General features: G+C 50.6%; 16 protein-coding genes and 5 pseudogenes. 11 read left to right on the forward strand and 10 right to left on the reverse strand.

The features are described 5' to 3' along the window. Nucleotides 1-566: pseudogene (locus CXB77_RS00055) on the reverse strand (sugar phosphate nucleotidyltransferase); the annotation flags it as partial. 379 nt (nt 567-945) lie between these two features. Between CXB77_RS00055 and glgB the strand changes: the two are divergent. From glgB to CXB77_RS00080, 5 genes and pseudogenes are all read left to right on the forward strand, one after another. Then, a pseudogene (gene glgB, locus CXB77_RS00060) lies at nt 946-3,244 on the forward strand (1,4-alpha-glucan branching protein GlgB). After that, nucleotides 3,231-3,575, forward strand: coding sequence for a DUF2288 domain-containing protein (locus CXB77_RS00065; protein WP_105072315.1), 345 nt, complete (start codon nt 3,231-3,233; stop codon nt 3,573-3,575). The pseudogene glgB and the gene CXB77_RS00065 overlap by 14 nt, the downstream one beginning before the upstream one ends. Nucleotides 3,576-3,592: 17 nt before the next feature. Continuing rightward, nucleotides 3,593-4,165, forward strand: coding sequence for an NnrU family protein (locus tag CXB77_RS00070; protein ID WP_105072316.1), 573 nt, complete (start codon nt 3,593-3,595; stop codon nt 4,163-4,165). Nucleotides 4,166-4,169: 4 nt separating this feature from the next. Then, nucleotides 4,170-4,592, forward strand: a complete 423-nt coding sequence (locus tag CXB77_RS00075; protein WP_105072328.1) for a molybdenum cofactor biosynthesis protein MoaE — start codon at nt 4,170-4,172, stop codon at nt 4,590-4,592. 14 nt (nt 4,593-4,606) lie between these two features. Next, entirely contained in the window at nt 4,607-6,547 is a 1,941-nt protein-coding gene (locus tag CXB77_RS00080; RefSeq protein ID WP_105072317.1) for an SEC-C domain-containing protein, read from the forward strand. A gap of 32 nt (nt 6,548-6,579) precedes the next feature. Here CXB77_RS00080 and CXB77_RS20045 read toward each other — a convergent pair whose 3' ends face one another. From CXB77_RS20045 to gatB, 9 genes and pseudogenes are all read right to left on the reverse strand, one after another. Next, nucleotides 6,580-6,723, reverse strand: coding sequence for a hypothetical protein (locus CXB77_RS20045; protein ID WP_197710938.1), 144 nt, complete (start codon nt 6,721-6,723; stop codon nt 6,580-6,582). An 11-nt stretch (nt 6,724-6,734) separates the two neighbouring features. Beyond that, nucleotides 6,735-7,816: pseudogene (locus CXB77_RS00085) on the reverse strand (EAL domain-containing response regulator); the annotation flags it as partial. 266 nt (nt 7,817-8,082) lie between these two features. After that, nucleotides 8,083-8,793: a response regulator gene (locus CXB77_RS00090; protein WP_105072318.1), complete on the reverse strand. Its 711-nt coding sequence runs from the start codon at nt 8,791-8,793 to the stop codon at nt 8,083-8,085. Beyond that, nucleotides 8,790-10,558 (reverse strand): annotated as a pseudogene (locus CXB77_RS24180) (ATP-binding protein). The gene CXB77_RS00090 and the pseudogene CXB77_RS24180 overlap by 4 nt, the downstream one beginning before the upstream one ends. 41 nt (nt 10,559-10,599) lie before the next feature. After that, nucleotides 10,600-11,124, reverse strand: a complete 525-nt coding sequence (locus tag CXB77_RS00105; RefSeq protein ID WP_105072321.1) for a PAS domain S-box protein — start codon at nt 11,122-11,124, stop codon at nt 10,600-10,602. Further along, on the reverse strand, nt 11,043-11,402 hold the full coding sequence (locus tag CXB77_RS18965) for a hypothetical protein (RefSeq protein WP_146108618.1): 360 nt from the start codon (nt 11,400-11,402) through the stop codon (nt 11,043-11,045). The genes CXB77_RS00105 and CXB77_RS18965 overlap by 82 nt, the downstream gene beginning before the upstream one ends. A 9-nt stretch (nt 11,403-11,411) precedes the next feature. Further along, on the reverse strand, nt 11,412-11,825 hold the full coding sequence (locus CXB77_RS24185) for a hypothetical protein (RefSeq protein ID WP_431520678.1): 414 nt from the start codon (nt 11,823-11,825) through the stop codon (nt 11,412-11,414). Further along, complete coding sequence (locus tag CXB77_RS24190) at nt 11,795-12,001, reverse strand: hypothetical protein (protein ID WP_431520679.1); 207 nt, start codon at nt 11,999-12,001, stop codon at nt 11,795-11,797. The genes CXB77_RS24185 and CXB77_RS24190 overlap by 31 nt, the downstream gene beginning before the upstream one ends. 77 nt (nt 12,002-12,078) lie before the next feature. Beyond that, nucleotides 12,079-12,832: pseudogene (gene gatB, locus CXB77_RS24195) on the reverse strand (Asp-tRNA(Asn)/Glu-tRNA(Gln) amidotransferase subunit GatB); the annotation flags it as partial. Nucleotides 12,833-12,930: 98 nt separating this feature from the next. Here gatB and murI point away from each other — a divergent pair. From murI to CXB77_RS19470, 6 genes are all read left to right on the forward strand, one after another. Next, complete coding sequence (murI, locus tag CXB77_RS00115) at nt 12,931-13,764, forward strand: glutamate racemase (protein ID WP_105072322.1); 834 nt, start codon at nt 12,931-12,933, stop codon at nt 13,762-13,764. Between the two features lie 25 nt (nt 13,765-13,789). Beyond that, nucleotides 13,790-14,044, forward strand: coding sequence for a hypothetical protein (locus tag CXB77_RS00120; protein ID WP_105072323.1), 255 nt, complete (start codon nt 13,790-13,792; stop codon nt 14,042-14,044). Continuing rightward, the gene (locus tag CXB77_RS00125; protein ID WP_105072324.1) at nt 14,002-14,271 is read left to right on the forward strand and encodes a hypothetical protein; all 270 of its coding nucleotides are present in this window, start codon (nt 14,002-14,004) and stop codon (nt 14,269-14,271) included. The genes CXB77_RS00120 and CXB77_RS00125 overlap by 43 nt, the downstream gene beginning before the upstream one ends. A gap of 230 nt (nt 14,272-14,501) precedes the next feature. Next, nucleotides 14,502-14,822: a hypothetical protein gene (locus tag CXB77_RS00135; protein WP_105072326.1), complete on the forward strand. Its 321-nt coding sequence runs from the start codon at nt 14,502-14,504 to the stop codon at nt 14,820-14,822. A gap of 156 nt (nt 14,823-14,978) precedes the next feature. Beyond that, on the forward strand, nt 14,979-15,104 hold the full coding sequence (locus CXB77_RS22730; RefSeq protein WP_277949316.1) for a hypothetical protein: 126 nt from the start codon (nt 14,979-14,981) through the stop codon (nt 15,102-15,104). Between the two features lie 141 nt (nt 15,105-15,245). Then, entirely contained in the window at nt 15,246-15,398 is a 153-nt protein-coding gene (locus tag CXB77_RS19470) for a hypothetical protein (RefSeq protein WP_172452456.1), read from the forward strand. Nucleotides 15,399-15,493: the final 95 nt, after the last annotated feature.

Consider the following 15,493-nt stretch of genomic DNA (forward strand, 5'->3'; position numbering starts at 1 on the left):
TTCAGCAAAACGCAGGACGCGCTGCTGCTCATCTACAGCCATCACGCCAAATTCGCTAGCGCGTTCCACTGGCACTTGTAAACAACCAACCGTCATTTCCGCTTTACGATCAACGTGATAAGCAATCATCGCGCCGTAATCCATTTTATAAACGTGATCACCAGCCAGAATTAAAATGTATTCAGGATTGTGGTCGCGGATGATGTCGAGATTTTGATACACCGCATCCGCAGTTCCGGCATACCACGCAGTTTCAGTAACGCGCTGTTGTGCCGGCCATAATTCGACAAATTCGCCAAATTCTCGCGCAAAAAGCCCCAACCTTTTGAATGTGTAAAATCAATGAATGCGCTTTGTATTGCGTTAACACACCAATACGCCGAATACCAGAATTGATACAGTTTGAAAGTGGGAAATCAACGATCCGAAACTTGCCACAAAAGGCACGGCCGTTTAGAACGCCACGCGGTGAGATGTTTCAGTCGCGACCCGCGTCCTCCTGCCAAGATGAGTGCCAAGGTGTCACGGGTGAGACGACTGATGAATCGAGGATGGGATTGCGGCATAACGTCAACTCCTATCATTTAAGGGCGGACTTACCGCTACTAAAAACCGATGAAAATCTCAAAGGTCTGTAATACGCCGTCGCTGCCATTGCTTGAAAGGATTTCAAGGTCTGATATGACTCTTGCGTATGGATTAACGTCTAGCCGTAGCGGGTCTGGACGGAGCAAAAAGCACGGAAGATAGCGTATCGACACGCTTAAAGCCGTGTCAAGTTACCATAAAAAGATAGGTTTTCTGAGAAAAGGACAGATTTTAGTCAACAGTGACGAGCCCAGAGGATCGGCTTGTCTGACTTCCCTATGTTAACATCAAGACCACTTGCAACCCTTCGATCTTCAAATCAGGGTTCGCGTCTAAATCGCACAGGAGCTACCAATTATGGCATCCGCACAGGGCTTTACCTCGAAACTTCCCGAACCTTTATTACGTATTATTGAAGCGCGTCATTATGATCCATTTGAAGTATTGGGTCGTCATCTTGACGGAACCAAAGCCATTGTGCGGGCATTTTTACCGATGGCGGAAACAGCAACTTTGGTTGAAGCAAAAGAGCCATTTAATCGCATTGAAGGCACTGACTTTTTTATTTGGGAAGGTAACGCAGCCAAAGTCCCTGAACGTTATCAAATTGAATGGCAAGATGGCGCTGGCGTCACCCACTGCGCCCACGATCCCTATTGTTTTCCATTGCAATTAGAAGACTTCGATTTACATTTATTTGGTGAAGGTCGTCATTGGCACGCGTATCGTTTTTCTGGGTTCGCATTTACGCACCGTTGAAGGTGTTATTGGTGTGCAATTCGGGGTCTGGGCACCAAATGCAGAACGTGTCAGTGTGGTTGGCGATTTCAATGGCTGGGATGGACGTGCACATCCTATGCGCGTGCGCAGCGGCAGTGGCGTATGGGAATTATTTATTCCCGGTTTAGAACCCGGTGGTTTTTATAAATACGAATTACGCGACCGCGCCACCAATATCCACATTAAAATTGATCCTTATGCGCAGGCATTTCAAGAACGCCCGCAAACTGCTGGGTTAATTTGTCCGCCGAGTCATTTTGAATGGACAGATGCTGATTGGATAAAAGCGCGAGCAGAATCGAATTGGCAACATCAAGCATTTTCGGTTTATGAAGTCCATCTTGGTTCATGGATGCGCGATGACGATGGCAACTTTTTGAATTATCGAATACTGGCAAAACAGCTCGGCGATTATGTCACTGAATTGGGTTTTACCCATATTGAATTGCTGCCAATTACAGAGCATCCACTGGACGCATCTTGGGGCTACCAATGCACTGGTTATTTCGCACCGAGCGCCCGTTTCGGAACACCAGATGATTTCCGATTTTTCGTTGATTATCTGCATCAGCAAGGAATTGGCATATTATTGGATTGGGTTCCGGCACATTTCCCTAAAGACGCCTACGCGCTGGCGCGATTTGATGGTACTGCATTGTATGAACATGCTGATCCGCGCATGGGTGAACATAAAGATTGGGGCACACTCATTTTTAACTTTGGACGCAATGAAGTTAAGAACTTTTTATTATCCAGTGCGCTCTATTGGTTAGATGAATTTCATTTGGATGGTTTGCGCGTTGACGCAGTGGCATCAATGCTCTATCTCGATTATTCGCGTAATGCTGGCGAATGGATTCCGAATAAATACGGCGGCAATGAGAATTTGGAAGCAGTTGATTTTGTGCGCCAATTAAATATGGTCACGCACGAACAGCATCCCGGAACTTTGATGATTGCTGAAGAATCCACCGCATGGCCAGCGGTATCACGTCCAACTTATTTGGGCGGGCTTGGTTTCAGTATGAAATGGAATATGGGTTGGATGCACGATACGCTGTCTTATATGCAGAAAGACCCGATTTATCGCCATTTTCATCACGATTTATTGACCTTCGGTTTGCTCTACGCTTTTACCGAAAACTTTGTGCTGCCGTTTTCACACGATGAAGTGGTTCATGGCAAAAAATCAATGCTGGATAAAATGCCCGGCGATGGTTGGCAGAAGTTCGCCAGTTTGCGCTTGCTTTACACCTTTATGTTCAGTTATCCCGGTAAAAAGCTATTGTTTCAAGGCTGCGAATTTGGGCAGGGTGAAGAATGGAATTTTGCAGGATCACTCGATTGGGAATTATTAGAACGTCCGCAGCATTTGGGATTAAAAACCCTAGTGTCTGATTTGAATCATCTGCATCGTCAATTGCCAGCATTGCATGAAGTTGATTTTGAACCGGCTGGCTTTGAGTGGATTGATTGCCATGACAGTTCGCAATCCGTATTAAGTTATGTGCGCAAAAGCAAATCCGGTGATGAAATTGTCGCCTGTGCATTCAATTTTACGCCAGTGCCGCGCAATAACTATCGTATTGGCGTCCCGGAAGCAGGATTTTACCGCGAGGCAATGAATTCTGATTCAGAAGTATATGGCGGTAGCAATGTTGGTAATCAGGGCGGAGTAGCGTCAGAGCCAGTGAGTTGGATGGGACGCCCGTATTCAATTCCAATTGCACTGCCACCGCTCGGTGGATTGATTATGGTGTATACGCCAAAAAAACCGGCGTCCGCACAATTATCAATTAAAGCTGCGGCAAATGATGAAGATGCAGCGCAAAGTGAGGAAGTCGCAACGGATGCGTTGTCCGATGACACTGCCTGACGAATTGCCAACGGACGCTTTGTCCGTTGATTTTGATGAAGAAACCGAGTTGCGCCAGACGCTAAATCAGCAAACGGCGCAATTGGCGTGGCGGGAATTGCAACGCTTTTTTGCGCAGGGGCGCGTGATTTGGGTACGCAGTGGACTTGATTTAATTGAGATTGCCCTACTGATTGCCCGCGATGACGCTGACCGTATTGCTTCAGTAATGACCGCGCAGCAGGTGCTGCCCGTTCCCGATGAACAGGCGCAACACTGGTTTACAAGCGATGCTCAATTGTGGGCAGTGGTGGTGAAACCTTGGGTATTGGTGCAAGACGTTGATGATTAGATTTTAGGAATTGATCCATGACACTATTAATTCTTGGTTTACTGCTTTTTCTTGGTACTCATGCAATGCCGATGATTGCGCCAAATGTGCGCCCAGCAGTCGTGGCAAACATTGGCATCATGGGATGGCAAGCGATATACAGCCTACTGGCACTAATAGGATTTGTATTGATCGTATTTGGTTACAGCGCCGCGCATCCAACTGCGCTGGTGCTTTATAATTCGCCATTATGGTTCAAACACCTTGATTTGCTGTTAATGCTGCCGGTATTTCCACTGCTATTTGCCGCTTATTTGCCGGGACGTATTCAACAAATCACGAAACATCCCATGTTATTGGCGGTCAAAATTTGGGCATTTGCGCACTTGCTGGTGAATGGCGCATTGACTGATTTGTTATTATTTGGCGGCTTTCTCATTTGGGCCGTCGCAGCGCGGATTTCATTGAAACACCGCAGCGGTGTACCGGTTCAAGGAGCGCCAGCACATTCAGCAAATGACGCTATCGCAGTGATTAGCGGATTAGTGGTTTATCTGTTGTTTTTATTCTGGCTGCATCGCGCACTCATTGGCGTTTCACCATTCGGTTAAAGCAATGCGCCGAGTACAGATTCAAGCTGAACCCATTGCGCTCATTGCCGAACAGGAAGCGTTGTGGCGTGGCGATGCTGGTGCTGGCGCAGTCGTCACTTTTATTGGACTGATGCGCGATTTTAATGCCGGAGTCGCAGTGTCGCAGATGACGCTAGAACACTATGCGGGCATGACTGAACGGGTATTGACTGAATTAGCGAATACTGCTGTTAACCGCTGGGCGCTGCGGCGGCTCACGTTAATTCACCGCGTGGGCGTTATTATCATTCAAGAGCCAATCGTTTTTATTGGCGTGACCGCTGCGCATCGGCGCGAGGCTTTTGATGCCTGTGAATTTCTCATTGATGAATTAAAAACTCGCGCACCCTTGTGGAAAAAAGAGCAAACCACTCAGGGTGCTCGCTGGGTGACGACGCATACTTGATTGGAGTTAAGAACATGTTTCAATACGATGTCGCCGACTCGGATGATTTTGAGCAAATTATCGTTCAAGCGGTGCAACGCATTCTCGAAGTGCCTGATCCTAATGACTTTCTAAATTGGGCACGCGAGACTATTCCGCCGCTTTTGACTTTGCCCAATTATATGGATGCGCTTGAACGCGGGCGTTTTGCCACGTTGCTGGGCGTGACTATTTGGAATGCGACGCCATTGCCACAACACGGATTTACCATTCGTCCTATTCCCACGCCAATGCCAAATGCCCGCTGTTACTGCGGCTCTGGATTACGTTACCGCGATTGCTGTAGCAAATTGGAAGATGCGCCCGAATTGTCGAGTGAAGTCATTTGGATGGTGCTCATCAACGCACTCTCAGATGCAGAATTAAAACGGGCGCTTCAACTTAACGCAGTGCCGAAGCATTTGCTGGCAATCATTGCGGATCAATGGCTGGATGAAAATCGTCCGCGTCGGGTGCTGGCGCTGTTGGAACCACTATTTGCGGAATCGCTCGCCGAATTGAGCGGGGATTTCGAGCCAGCATTCGATATTCTCTGCAATGCTTATGATCTGCTTGATTATTCACGCAAAAAAGCTGCTTTTTTGGATCGGGTGTGCGCCGAAGGCAATGGTCAACTGCAAGCCGCCGCATGGCAACGCCGCAGCACCATGCACCTTGATGCCGGTGAGTTTACGCAGGCTGAAGAAGCCTTTACCGCCGCTTTACGCAGTCATCCCAATAATCCCAGCACGGCATTGTTGGAAATTACCTTGTTGGTGACGCAGAAAAAGCTCGCGCTGGCGCGGCAACGGGCGCAGTTCTGGTTGCATCAATTTCAGCGACTGGAGAATTTTGACGACGATCTATTTCTCAGTTTCTTAGAACGCGCTGTGACCGATCCGCAAGGCGCATTGATGGATGCAGATGAAAACGGCATTCATCCTGTATTGATCGAATTGCGAGAGTGGATTACGCAGCATTGTCAACGACCGCTTCCGGTTTACACCATTGCGCCGTTTCAGCCGACGCCCGGGCGCAAACAGCGTGTCAGCAGATTGCTGCCGAACACCATCAAAACTCGCTCCACTAAAGCGTTGGAAAAACAGGAAAAATTTGAATTTTTGCCACCGCCGTCTATCAGAAAAACTGAGCGGGTTTGGCAATCGCTGTTTCCGATTGGCAAACCGTTGTCTACGCAGCTCACGTTGTCGGATGACGAGGACGAGGAAATCTGGGGCAATCCTGAATGGATACAGGGTTTGCTGGAATATCCTGAGCTGGCGGACAGTTTGGATGTGCTGGACGATATTGCGACTGCGCTCGGCGCGTATCCAGAAACTGAACTGCCGTGGATTTCGCAACTGCTGTTATGGCCGCTGTTAGAACGGGCGTGGTCAATCATCATTGCGGCAACGCCAACAGACGATATTCACTATTTGCCGTGGGAAGTGCCGAGCAATCAACCGGCGCTGCGTCTGTTATTTCGCCGTTATTACTATCAGCTTGATGACGCGAAAGATTTGCAGGGCGCAATCGCCACACTGGAAACCATGTTGCGCATCAATCCACATGACAATCATGGCGTGCGGGCGGAGTTGATGAATCTTTATCTGCGCGATGGCGACAATGAACGCGCCGTGGCGCTGGCGCAGCAGTTTCCCAATGACATGCTGACGGAATTGGTTTATGGCGAAGTGCTGGCGCTGTATCGACTCGGGCAGAAAGAACAGGCGCGAATTGTGTTGACGAAAGCGGCGCAGCGAATGCCGCATGTTTCTAACTACCTGACGCGTAAGCGGATTAAACAACCGGGGTTTAATCCGCGAGGGATCACGGTCGGCGGTGAAGATCAAGCATGGTTTTACCGCGAAGAAATGCGCGATGTTTGGGCAGCAGAACCGGGCATCCTTGATTGGTTGAAACGCCAAACCGCTTGATTGATTTCTTGTTTTCTGCCAAAAACCCCGGTCTATACCGGGGTTTTGGCGTCGAGCCCGGCGGCACAACGTGCCGTCCACTCTGCCAGCCACAGCGGTAAATCTGCCGCTGGCATCGCTTTGGCGACAAAAAACCCTGCGCCAAATCGCAATCCTGCTGGCGCAGAAACTCCCAATCAGCGCGGTCTTCCACTCCTTCGGCTACGGTTTTCATTGCGAACTGCCGGGCAATCCCAAGGCTGGCGGTGAAAATGGCGTATTTGGTTTTATCTTGGCTGGCGTTATGGACGAAACCCCGGTCGATTTTGAGTTCATTGAAGGCAATGTCGCGCAGTTGCGACAGCGACGAATGGCCAGTCCCAAAATCGTCGATGGACAGACTGATGTGTTTGAGTCGCAAGCGGTGAGGATGTCCAGCGGCGTTCGTAAATCGGTCATCAAGCGCGATTCCGTCACTTCCAAAATTAAATCTTGCGCCGCCACTCCAGACTGAAGCAGTTGATCTAAAACAAAATCTGCAAAATCTAGCTGAATAAGATTGCTCATCGACACATTGACCGCCACCCGCAGCGCCAGTCCGCTATCGTGCCAGCGTCGCGCTTGCGCCAGCGCCTCGACCAGCACGACGCGGGTTAAATCGTCGATCAGTCCGTGGTTTTCGGCCACGCCAATAAATTGATCTGGAAACACCAAGCCATCATTGGGATGACGCCAGCGCACCAAAGTTTCCACGCCGTGCCACGCGCCAGTCACCACGTCCACCTTAGGTTGGTAATAATTCACTAACTCGCCATTGGCAATGGCGCGACACACTGCCACGGGGCTGTAAGTTCGCGGCGTCTCGTGCACTGGCTCTAAAATCTGGCTCGACCACCGCGTCAGCAACACCTGCAACACTTCGGGCTGAATCGGTTTGTTGAGATGTCCCAGCACCGTCAAGTGGTGCGCTCGTCCCAGTCGCACCGCCATTTCCAAAATGCGTTCATCTTCACCGCTGACCAGCACCAGTGCGCCGCAATACGCCCGCGCCACCAGTTGGCGGATCAATTCCACTCCGTCCATCTCTGGCATATTAAGATCGAGAAAAATCAACCAATTGCTGGCAGGATGCGTATCCAGCACACTGAGTGCTTCTCGACCAGACGTGCAGGTAGCGACGGAATGTTGCCCGAGGTTGACGAGTTGTCGGGCGAGCAGCTTGAGCTGAAAGGGTTCATCGTCAATGAGCAAAATGCGTGGGTAAGTAACAGCTTGCAATAATCTATACATATCTATTAAAATCTATACTATGGAAAAAATTAGGTGAAAGTGTGTTACGCTTTAACCAAGAAGGTGAAGTGATCAAACCGTCGAGCGAAAACCAAGCTCAAGATTGTAAAACTTCATTTTCGTATCGAAAGACATGGTCTGGACACGCTTACAGCCAGACCTTAAATGCACACCAGAGCAAAGTTAGACCATAGTTTCATCATGGCTTTTGCGTTGACGGTGTGAATATATCAAAGCTAGATTTGTACGCTTTTGTATAGATTTTGTTAGATATTTAGTAGCGGATCACAGCGGCAAGTTCCTAATTCTGAATTAAGGGCGGCTAACACTGCCGCGAGATCACGATCAAATTCCACGACGAAAGATCGAATAGTAATGATATCAAGTGTCTTGCTCGCCTGTTCGAGCTGGGCGCAAATTTCACCCAATGCCAGTGCGCCCACCGAACGCGACGATGATTTCAGTTTATGAGCAGCGTCACCGACCCCTTTCCAATTGCACTGCGCCGCCGCAGCGTGGATGTCCGCTGCCGCCTGCTGCGCCGAAAATCGGTAATCGTGCAAAAACTCTTCAATCAATGCTGGGTCAGCGCCCACTAGCGTTGGCAGAACCGTTCGATCCAATACAGCGAGCGGATGCGTTGCTGATATGACTGGCGTCGGTAGCCACTTCTCCAGCATCGCTTGCAGCCGGTCAAGCAGCACGGGTTTAGACAGATAATCGTCCATCCCAGCTTCCTTGCAGCGCATTTCCTCGCTTTTCAAAGCGTTAGCCGTCAGAGCGATAATCGGCAGCCGCCGCCCCGCCCCTTCAGCGTGGCGAATCGCAGCAGTGAGTTCATAACCGTCCATTTCTGGCATGTTGAGATCAGTCAACAGCAGTGCGTGTTGCCCTGCTTGCCACCGCGCCAGCGCTGCTCGTCCATTATCAGCTAAATCAGCGACATAACCGAGCAAAGCTAACTGATGCAGGATCACTTCTGGTTAATGTCGTTGTCTTCAGCGACCAAAATCAGGCTACCGCGCTGCGGCGTCGTTTCGCAGGACAACGGCGTCACCGCTGCATAAATCTCGTTCTCGTTAAGTAGCTGTTCTGGGTCTGGCGCTTTGGCGCGACCGGCAGCAATGGCCACCGCGTTGAGCAGCGCCCGGCGCGTCAACACGTTGCCGTTGAGCAGCACCAGATTGACATCTTCAATGCAAGGCTCGCGCCCGATCACGACAAAATGGGTGTCACTGTCAGGATAAGCACGAGCAGCAGCGCGAAGATCATCCAGTGGAAAATTGGCGTTGCGGGCGTCGATGACCACGATGGAACGTCCGGCAGCACGATTGGCGATCCACTGCCGCGCCGTCGTGAGATCGGCAGCGCGGTCAACCATCGCTTGATCGTAGGTTAAGTAGGTGATGAGATCATCGGCAGTGCCATCCGCGCCGTCCATCACCAGACACGGCAGTCCGGCGACCAAATGCGGATCGGGAGTTGCGGCAGTCGGTATGGATTGCGCCGGATCACTGCTGGCGCTCGGTGACATGGGCAAGTCAAACGGGATGCGCACGCTAAACAGCGAGCCTTGATTGGGTTTGCTGTGTACCGCAATTTCACCGTCCATCAAGCTGGCGAGCTGGCGCGAAATCGCCAATCCCAAGCCAGTGCCGCCGAAATGCCGCGTGGTGGATGTATCTGCTTGAATAAACGGCGTAAACAGCCGCGCCAGCGTGAGGTCATCAATCCGATGCCGTTGTCGGCAATGTGAAATTCCAGTATCACCCGTTCGGGTTGACGTTCAACCAAAACGACGCGCACCGACACCCGCCCTGGCCGCTCTTTACCGCTGGAGAATTTGATCGCGTTGTTGGCGAGATTAATCAAGATTTGCCGCAATCGCCCCGGATCACCAATCACCGTGGCGGGAATCGCTGGATCGGTGAACAGCGTTAATTCCACGCCTTTTTTCAGCGCCATCCGATCCATGACTTCGCAGATTTGCTCCACCACATCCGCGACGCACATCGTCACGCAGTCGAGTTGCAGCTTGCCGGCTTCAATTTTAGAAAAATCAAGAATGTCGTTAATCACCGCCAGCAGCGCAAATGCGGAATCGCGGATGATATTTGCCATTGCCATTTGTGATTTATTGAGGCTGCTTTGCTGCAACACATCGATCATGCCAATCACGCCATTCATCGGCGTGCGGATTTCATGGCTCATCGCGGCTAGAAATTCGGATTTAGCAAGATTCGCTTTTTCCGCCGCGATCTTGGCGCTTTCCAATTCGACGTTCTTTTGTTTCAACGCTTGATCGAGCATTTCCCGCTCAATTTCGACCTGACGGCGAGCGGTGTTGTCAGTGCCAATCAGCAGATAACCAATGATCGCGTTTTGCGCATCGCGCAGCGCCGTCACCGAAACCACTGCCGGAAACCGGCTGCCGTCTTTGCGGATATAAGTCAGTTCGTAAATGTCTTCGATGCCGCGAGATGCCTTGAAAATCAACGCTTCAAACCCCGGCGTGATCGGCGTTGACAGTTCGGCGCTCAATTCTTTGGCGCGAGCGATGACTTCCTGCGGATCGGAAATGTCAGCGGGCGTGATTTTGTTAATCACATCAGCGGAGGTGTAGCCGAGCATCCGCTCTGCGCCGACGTTGAAAATCTGAATCACGCCTTTGGCATCGGTGGCGATGCTGGAAAAATTGGCGCTGTTAAAAATCGCATTTTGTAAGGCTCCAGCCTTGAGCAAAGCATCTTCCGCCTCCTTTCGCGCAGTGTTGTCAGTGCCAATCAGCAGATAACCGATGATGTGTTTTGCGCATCGCGCAGCGCCGTCACCGAAACCACTGCGGGAAACCGGCTGCCGTCTTTGCGGATGTAGGTCAGTTCGTAAATGTCTTCGATGCCGCGTGACGCCTTAAAAATCAACGCCTCAAACCCCGGCGTGATCGGCGTCGACAGTTCGGCGCTCAATTCTTTGGCGCGAGCGATGACTTCCTGCGGATCGGAAATGTCAGCGGGCGTGATTTTGTTAATCACGTCGGCGGAGGTGTAGCCGAGCATCCGTTCTGCGCCGACGTTGAAAATCTGAATCACGCCTTTGGCATCGGTGGCGATGCTGGAAAAATTGGCGCTGTTAAAAATCGCATTTTGTAAGGCTTTCGAGGTGTTACGCGCACTGATGTCGCGGATGGTGGCCTGAATCCACCACGCCCCGCGCACCTCAATGCGTGTTAACAGCACATCAGCGGGAAAGGTCTCGCCGTTGACGCGCCGATATTCCCACTCAAAAAACAGGAAGCCGTCCGCCAGCACGGTTTGATGATGTCTTGCAGCTTTTCAGCGGAGGAGCGCCCGTCAGGCTGGCATTTCGGTGAAATGTCTGCGAGTTTGAATGTGGCGAAATCTGCACTACTGGCAGCGCCAAATAATTGCGCAGCCGCCGGATTAGTATCGCCAAACTCCCACAATGGCGGGATAAAGACGATCATGGCGTCATGTGAACTTTTGAACATTTGCCGAAAACTATCCTCTGCTTCAGGCAGCACCCGCGTCACTTGCGTGATTGGCGAGCGCGTGGTTGATTTGTGCATGTCCTCGCATTAGTCGCCTAATAACAATCGTTTCAGAATCTCGTTCACTTGCGCCGGATTCGCTTTACCGCCGCTTTGTTTCATCGCCTGTCCGACAAAAAAGCCGAACACCTTGTCTTTCCCCGCACGATATTGCGCCACTTGCTCAGGATTCGCTGCGACAATGTTCGCCAGCAGCGTTTCAATCGCACCAGAATCAGTGATTTGCGTGAGTCCTTCGCCGCAATGATCTGATCGGCATCGCCCTTCGCCGTTCCACATCGCTTCAAATACCTGCTTGGCCAATTTGCCCGACAGCGTGTTGTCCTGAATGCGCCGAATTAACCCAGCGAGCAACGGCGCAGAAACCGGACTGTGCGTGATGTCGCCCTCGGTTTTATTGAGTGCCGCCATCAGCTCGCCACCAATCCAATTTGCTGCCAATTTAGCGTCGCCAGTCGCGCCAGCGACCGTTTCAAAATAATCCGCCAGCTCGCGGGTCGCGTCAGCAAATTGGCGTCATCCGCTGCCAGCCCGTAATCGGCATGAAACCGCGCCCGTTTCGCATCCGGCAATTCCGCAGATCGGCAGTCGTGCGCCAAACGCGCATCGATTTCCAACGGCAGCAAATCAGGATCGGGAAATAACGGTAATCGTTGGCTTCTTCCTTGCTGCGCATTGAGCGCGTTTCATCTTTCGCCGCGTCATACAACCGCGTTTCCTGAATCACGCGCCCGCCGCTTTCGAGCAATTCAATCTGCCGTTCGACTTCAAACCGAATCGCCTTTTCCAGAAACCGAAACGAGTTGACGTTTTTATCTCGGCGCGAGTGCCCAATTCCGCTTGTCCGACCGGACGCACCGAGACATTGGCATCTACGCGGAATGAACCTTCCTGCATGTTGCCGTCGCTGATGCCGATGTAGCGGACTAACTGATGGATTTTCTTGGCATAAGCGACTGCTTCCTGCGCCGAGCGCAAATCCGGTTCCGAGACAATTTCCAGCAGCGGCGTTCCGGCGCGATTCAGGTCGATGCCGGTGTAGCCGTGAAAATCCTCGTGCAACGACTTCCCCGCGTCTTCTTCTAAATGGGCGCGAGTGACGCCGATGGTTTTGTGCGTCGTCGAGAATGACTTCAACCGCGCTTTGCCGACCACCGGCAGCTCGAACTGACTGATTTGATAGCCTTTTGGCAAATCGGGATAAAAATAGTTTTTCCGCGCAAACACTGAACGCGGCGCGATTTCGGCGTTGATCGCCGTGCCAAAACGCACCGCCAGCCGCACTGCTTCGGCGTTGAGCACCGGCAACACGCCCGGCAAACCCAAATCAATCGCGCAGGCTTGCGTATTGGGCGCTGCGCCGAATGCGGTCGGCGCACCGAAAAGATTTTCGATTGCGTTGCCAATTGGGTGTGGATTTCAAGACCGATGACGGTTTCCCATGCCATGATGTTATTGACCTAAATTGAGAAATTGACGTTTCAGAATACGCGAATTTTGGAAAACAAATGCCCGCCCGCAATGCTTTTGCTGTGATTCAACATCCATGACAAATTCAGACACTTCCATTCATCGCCGTTTCCCGCAGCAACCCATCGGAGTTTTTGATTCAGGTGTCGGTGGATTGTCGGTATTGCGCGATATTCGCCGCGAATTGCCGCATGAACATCTGCTGTATGTCGCCGATTCCGGTCATGCGCCCTACGGCGACAAATCCCCGGCGTTCATTGCTGCGCGGTCGATTGCCATTACCGAATTTCTCTTAACTCAAGGCGTTAAAGCGATGGTGATCGCCTGCAACACGGCGACCGGCGCAGCCGCACGATTGCTGCGGCAGCGTTATGCCGTGCCGATTATTGGTTTAGAACCGGCGATTAAACCGGCGCTCACTTGCACCCGTTCCGGCGTGGTTGGCGTGATGGCCACGCGGCAAACGCTCGCCAGTGCCAAGTTCGCGGCGTTGCTGACCGAATGTGCGCAGCAACCGGTGCGAATCGTGCCGCAACCCTGTCCGGGGCTGGTGGAACAGATCGAAGCGGGCAATCTCAACGGCGCAGTGACGCGCAGTTTGGTTGCCGAATTGGTCGCGCCATTGCTGGATGCGGGCGCAGATACGCTCGTGCTCGGCTGCACGCATTACCCGCATTTGCGCCCGCTGATTGCGGAATTGGTCGGACCAACGGTGACGATTTTGGATTCCGGCGCAGCAGTAGCGCGGCAAGTGCGGCGACGCTTAAATGAAGCAGCCTTGCTCGCGCCGTCATCGCAATACGGTCAAGAATGGTTTTGGACGACTGGCGAATTGGTGCAAACGCAAATGTTATTGACTCAACTGTGGAATACCGAAGCGCAATTATTGCCATTAACTGCGCAAGGTTAATCAATACTTTAAGGAATTTTTAGCAATGATTGAAATCCAAAACTATTGGCGCGAATTGAATAATTTGCGGGCGATTGCTGGCGCAGAAAATGAAGGCGCATTGCGCTCGGCATTTCAAAATTTGCTGCGTGATTTGGGTGAACAACAGCAATTGATTCTCTACGCTGAATATCCATTCAAAGCGCCCAATGGTGCAAATTTACGCGCCGATGGCGTGTTAATGGATCGCTTGCGTTTGTGCATGGCTGGTGGGAAGCGAAAGATGAAAAAGATGATTTAGATAAAGAAATTACGGTCAAACTTGCCAAAGGTTATCCAAACGATAACATCATTTTTGAAGATACGCGGACTGCCGTTTTATTGCAGCAAGGCGCAGAAGTATGCGCTTCGCGTGAGCGACGGAAAAGCAACGCGCTTATTGGATGCTTTTTTAATTATGAATTGCCTGAGTGCAGGATTTCGCAGCGCGTACAATTCATGATTGAATTGCCGGGCGTGGCGCTTTGAAAGAATTTGTGGTTGCTGCGCATCGCAATCATGCAGCATTTCAATTACAAGCGCATGATTTTTTGGCATTGTGCAACGGGCAATTGGCGACCGCGTGACACCGATCATGTAGATGAAATGCTGATTCAGCATATTCTCACTGATCAAATTTTTCGGGCGATTTTTTCGGATGTCAATTTCATCAGGAAAATCATTTAGCGCGGGCAATTGGTGAATTAGAAAGTACGTTTTTGCACGGCAGCACGCGCAAAGAATTATTGAAGCGTTTAGAACCCTATTTTGCTGCAATTCGGCGCACGGCAGCGAATGCGATTACTTCCGCAGAAAAACAGGATTTTTTGAAACAAGTTTATGAAGATTTTTACAGCGCCTATAATCCAAAAGATGCAGATCGTTTAGGCATTGTTTATACGCCCAGTGAAGCAGTGCGTTTTATTATTGCGGGTTGCGATTGGCTGGCGCAGCAACATTTTAATAAACGGCTGGCTGATGCAGGTTTAGATATTCTTGATCCGTGCACGGAACCGGACCTTTATCGTCGATTTGATTGATTATTTGCGCGGTGATAAACAGGCGCTGATTCGCAAATTCTGGCGAAATTCATGCGAATGAGATTTCATTCTGCCCTATTACATTTCCTGCCTGAACATTGAACAAGCCTATTATGAAGCAACGCAGGAATGGTGCGAATTTAACGGCGCATGTTTTTGAATACGCTGGAAAATTGGGGTTTTGATTTAGCCCATGAAGGTTCAAGTGGTAATTTATTTGGCAGTCTGACTGATGAGAATCAAACGCGCATTCACAATCAAAATCAGTGCGCAATTCCGTGATTTTGGGCAATCCGCCATATAATGCCAATCAGAAAAACGAGAACGATAATAATAAGAATGATCCCGCGCTGTTAGCCGATAAACGGATTAAAGAAACCTATTTTCAGAGCACGGCGCAAAAAACCAAGTTATATGATCCCTATGTACGGTTTTTACGCTTGGGCATCAGATCGTATTGGTGAACGCGGAATTGTCGCATTTATCAGTAATTCTTCTTTTATTGAAGCAAAAGGATTTGATGGGTTTCGTAAAGTTGTCGCGCAGGAGTTTCAGGAATTTGGATTATCAATATAAAAGGCAATGCGCACCAGTGGCGACCGTCGTCGCCGTGAAGGTGGTAATGTTTTGACGATAAAATTCGGGTTGGTGTGGCGCTGTATTTTCTTGTC

It is taken from the genome of Chromatium okenii (assembly GCF_002958735.1).
Lineage (GTDB): Bacteria > Pseudomonadota > Gammaproteobacteria > Chromatiales > Chromatiaceae > Chromatium > Chromatium okenii_A.